Source organism: Gammaproteobacteria bacterium, assembly GCA_022340215.1.
GTDB lineage: Bacteria > Pseudomonadota > Gammaproteobacteria > JAJDOJ01 > JAJDOJ01 > JAJDOJ01.
In genome coordinates this window covers 1-4,511 of record JAJDOJ010000238.1, presented here as the reverse complement: position 1 = coordinate 4,511, position 4,511 = coordinate 1, and the positions used below count along the sequence as shown (strand labels likewise).

2 protein-coding genes are annotated in these 4,511 nt (G+C 62.3%); both read left to right on the top strand.

Annotation, left to right across the window (positions count from 1 at the left end; all coding sequences use genetic code 11):
• The first annotated feature begins 312 nt into the window (after positions 1 to 312).
• Positions 313 to 1,296, top strand: coding sequence for a bifunctional methionine sulfoxide reductase B/A protein (locus LJE91_16410; GenBank protein MCG6870251.1), 984 nt, complete (start codon positions 313 to 315; stop codon positions 1,294 to 1,296).
• 324 nt (positions 1,297 to 1,620) lie between these two features.
• Positions 1,621 to 4,434, top strand: coding sequence for a pyruvate, phosphate dikinase (ppdK, locus tag LJE91_16405; protein ID MCG6870250.1), 2,814 nt, complete (start codon positions 1,621 to 1,623; stop codon positions 4,432 to 4,434).
• The last annotated feature ends 77 nt before the right edge of the window (positions 4,435 to 4,511 follow it).

Below are 4,511 nucleotides of genomic sequence, written 5' to 3'. Positions count from 1 at the left end.
TCGCGCCTGGATGACGAACGATCCCGGCGCGGCGCTGTCCCTGCTTTGCTTGGGCACCGGTCTTGGGCTTCCTGCCCAAGCCGTTCACTGCTTCGCAGCTCACCCGGCGCGATCCGGTATGCCATTTTCCGGCAATCGCCTTACGGTCCGATTTTTCCCTTCGGATTGTCGGGTAGAGTGGATTCGGTGGTTGGACTATCGTTGCCCGGTGTAATGGAGTTGGTGCGCCGGCGGTCAATCTCGTTGTCACCGACGGGCCTCTTTGCCATCCCTTACCGTCGATTTGCGTTGATCGATGAGGAGAAGTCTCTCATGCTGAACTGGAAAGACGTCCTTCATTTCGCCGGGAAGGGAAACCCGGAACCGGATCGCAGGGTTCACAAGACCGACGAAGATTGGCGGGCGGAGCTCACGCCCGAGCAGCACCGAGTCACCCGGGGCAAGGGGACGGAGATGCCGTTCAGCTCTGAGATGTGCGGTGTCTTCGAGCCCGGCGTCTATCGCTGCGTCGGTTGCGACACCGTGCTTTTCGATTCCTCGGAGAAGTTTGATTCCGGTACGGGGTGGCCCGCCTTCACCCAACCGGTCGCACACAACGCGATCGCCTATCACGTCGACAATTCGCACGGAATGCAACGTATCGAGACCACGTGCAACACTTGTGGGGCGCATCTCGGCCACGTTTTTCCGGACGGACCCGCCCCGGGCGGGCTGAGGTACTGCATCAACGCCGTCGCGTTGCAGAAGAATGCCGCATCGGAGGCGAAGGCCACCTTCGGCGGGGGCTGTTTCTGGTGCACCGAGGCCATCTTCCAGCAGATCGAAGGTGTCATACGCGTCGAGAGCGGTTACGCCGGCGGGCATGCCGAGGATCCCGACTACCATCGCGTGTGCGCGGGGGATACGGGGCACGCGGAGGTCGTCCAGATCGTGTTCGATCCCTCGGTGATCTCCTACGCGGACCTGCTGCGGATCCACCTGGGCACTCACGATCCGACGACGCCGAACCGTCAGGGCGCGGACCGGGGAACGCAGTACAGAAGCATCGTGCTCGCCCATGACGAGGAGCAGGAGGCCGTCGCCCGCGAGGTGCTGACCGAAGCGGCGCAGCACTTCGATCGGGATATCGTTACAGAGGTGCAGCCTTTGAAGACATTCTACAGGGCGGAGGGCTACCATCAGAACTACTACGCGGACAATCCCGCCAGGCCCTACTGCTCGGTGGCGATCTCTCCCAAGCTGGAGAAGCTGAGGTCCGTTTTCCGGGACAGACTTAAGGCGATTTCTGTCAAATGACATACAATTAACGAATATGACACACACTTTCTCGTGAAAACCTGTCCGTGACGGGTATAACGAACGGAAATCCGGCGCGATCTGGCATGCCATTTTCCGGCAATCGCCTAAGTCGCGAACTTCCGGGGCTTAGCTCCGACATCGGCGTACTGGCACGCCGGGCCACGGGCTCGCATAAATCTGTCACACACCACGCGTCCCGATCAGGTATTCTTCGTATGGGTCGCCGCCGGTAGGGGGGAGTTGCGGTGGCGATGCCATGGTCCGGCTTGCTTCAAAGTCGGTTTTCGAACTCCTCTTCATCGACATGGGAACTCGATCATCATGGATAACAGCCTTCAGAAGGCCCCGATTCGGGAAGATCGTCGGGCGCTGGTTTTTGCGTTTGAAGATGGTGACGGAAAGAATAAGCAACTGCTCGGTGGCAAGGGTGCAAACCTGTGCGAGATGACACAGATCGGCCTCAATGTGCCGCCGGGTTTCGTTATCAGCACCGAGGCATGCCTCTCCTACCTAGAGAATCCGGATCACCGGTTGCCTGAAGGGTTGATGGACACCGTGCGCGTGCAGATGGCGGCACTTGAGGAGAAGACCGGCAAGCAGTTCGGCGATGGGGAGAACCCGCTGCTGATTTCGGTACGCTCGGGTTCGGCCATGTCGATGCCGGGTATGATGGACACCATTCTCAATCTCGGGCTGAACATCGACACGCTCAAGGGTCTGATCCGCCAGACAGGGGGAGAGCGATTCGCCTATGACGCCTATCGCCGCTTCATTCAGCTCTTCGGCAAGGTTGCGCTGGGCGTACCGGACGAGGCCTTCGACATCGAGTTCGATGATGTGAAGGAGCGGGCGGGTGTGGCCCAGGATGAAGGGCTTTCGGCACGGGACCTGCGGGAGATCAGCGACCGGTTCCTCGAGGTCGTGGTGCGCGAGACCGGCCGGCCCTTTCCCGATGATCCCTACCAGCAGCTCGAGACCGCCATCAAGGCCGTATTCAACTCCTGGATGGGTAAGCGCGCCGTGGACTACCGGCGCGAGTTCGAGATCACGACCGACATGGCGAATGGTACCGCCGTCAACATCGTGGCCATGGTGTTCGGAAACCTCGGCGACGATTCGGCGACCGGTGTCGCGTTCACGCGCTATCCGGACACCGGCGAGAACCGGCTCTTCGGGGAGTACCTGACCAATGCCCAGGGCGAGGACGTCGTCGCCGGTATCCGCACCCCGAAATCGATCGACGCCCTGCACGAAGAGATGCCGGAGATGTATCGCCAGCTTCAGGAACTTCGAAACCGGCTGGAGGAGCACTACCGGGAGGTGCAGGACTTCGAATTTACGATCGAGAAGGGCAGCCTCTACTGCCTGCAGACCCGAAACGGGAAGATGAACGCGACGGCCCTGGTGCGCGCCTCCGTGGAGATGGTGCGCGAGGGGTTGCTGTCCCGGAAGGAGGCCTTGCTGCGGGTGCAACCCGAGTCTCTCGAGCAGCTTCTGTTTCCCCGGCTCGCGCCGGGGCCGAAACATGCCCCGGTGGCCAGGGGCTTGCCCGCGTCGCCGGGGGCGGCCGCGGGACATGCGGTGTTCGACGCCGACCGGGCGGAGGAACTCGGGCGCACGGGCCGGCGCGTGATCCTGCTGCGCGAAGAGACCAAGCCCGAGGACATCCACGGTTTCTTTGCCTCCAAGGGGATCCTGACCGCCCGTGGCGGGAAGACCTCGCATGCGGCCGTGGTCGCGCGCGGTATGGGCAAGCCCTGCGTCGCCGGGGCCGAAGGCATCTCGGTCGACGTGCAGCGACGTCAGGCCCTGGTCGGCGGGCACATCATCCGCGAAGAGGATCTGATCACGATCGACGGTAGTACGGGCGACGTCTACCTCGGTGAAGTCCCGACGACCGAGCCTGCATTTACCAGCGAGTTGGAAACGCTGCTGGAATGGGCGGATGAATCCTCAACCCTCAGCGTGATGGCCAACGCCGACACCCCCGACGACGCCGAGCGGGCCCTGCGATACGGCGCCAACGGCATTGGCCTCTGTCGCACCGAACGCATGTTCAACGGTGTCGAACGCCTGCCCCTGGTGATCGACATGATCCTGGCCGAGGACCAGGAACAGCGCAGGGTCGCGCTGGATAGTCTGCTGCCGATCCAACGCCGTGATTTCAAGGAGATCCTGAAGGTCATGGCGCCGCGTCCGGTAACCATTCGGCTCCTGGACCCACCCATCCACGAGTTTCTTCCCTCCGAACAGCAGCTGACCGAGGAACTGGAGCGGCTCCGTCGCCTGAGCGATGTCGTACTGGGCGTCGAAGTCCTGTTCGATACGGTCAATCTCATGTACTCGGATGACGCGGTTCAGCCGAATGTCCTGAAGCTGGCAGATCCGAGGCTGGTCGACGAGGCGATGATCAAGAAGGAGACCATGCTCAGGAAGGTACGCACGCTCACGGAGGTCAATCCCATGCTGGGTCATCGCGGGGTCCGGCTGGGTATCACGTTTCCGGAGATCTATGCGATGCAGATCCGGGCGGTCCTGGAGGCCGCCGCAGAATGCATCAAGGAAGGGATGGATGTCCATCCCGAGATCATGGTGCCGCAGGTCTCCACCGCGCAGGAGCTCAAGTTCGTGTACCGCACTGTCCGGGAAGTCCAGCAGTCCGTGGAGGAGCAGAGTGGTGTCGAGGTACCCCTCAAGTTCGGCACCATGATCGAGGTGGTGCGCGCCTGCATGCGGGCCGGAAGTCTGGCCGAGGAGGTGGAGTTTTTCTCCTTCGGGACCAACGACCTGACCCAGGCGACCTTTTCGTTTTCCCGCGAGGACGCGGAGAACAAGTTTCTCCCACTCTACAACGAGAACCAGATACTGCAGGACAACCCCTTCGAGGTCCTGGACACCAAGGGTGTGGGCAAGCTGATGGAACTGGCTGTCGGCTGGGGGCGGGAAACCCGGTCGGGCCTCAAGGTGGGTATCTGCGGAGAGCACGGCGGGCACCCGGAGTCCATCCGGTTCTGCCATTCCATAGGTCTGTCCTACGTCTCCTGTTCCGGCCCACGGGTACCGATCGCGCGCTTGGCGGCGGCACACGCCGTTTTGATGGACAAGGGGGAGGTCGAGGGGGCGAGCGCCCCGTGAGTCGCCGCGTTTCGCGGCCGGCGCGGGCCAGACGGCGCTGATCGGCGGTTGTTCGTCCCCTGACGCAAGTGAGGCGG

Excerpts from the sequence above, each read along its gene's own strand:
- LJE91_16410 (MCG6870251.1), top strand. The coding sequence starts at position 313 with ATGCTGAACTGGAAAGACGTCCTTCATTTCGCCGGGAAGGGAAACCCG.
- ppdK (MCG6870250.1), top strand. The coding sequence starts at position 1,621 with ATGGATAACAGCCTTCAGAAGGCCCCGATTCGGGAAGATCGTCGGGCG.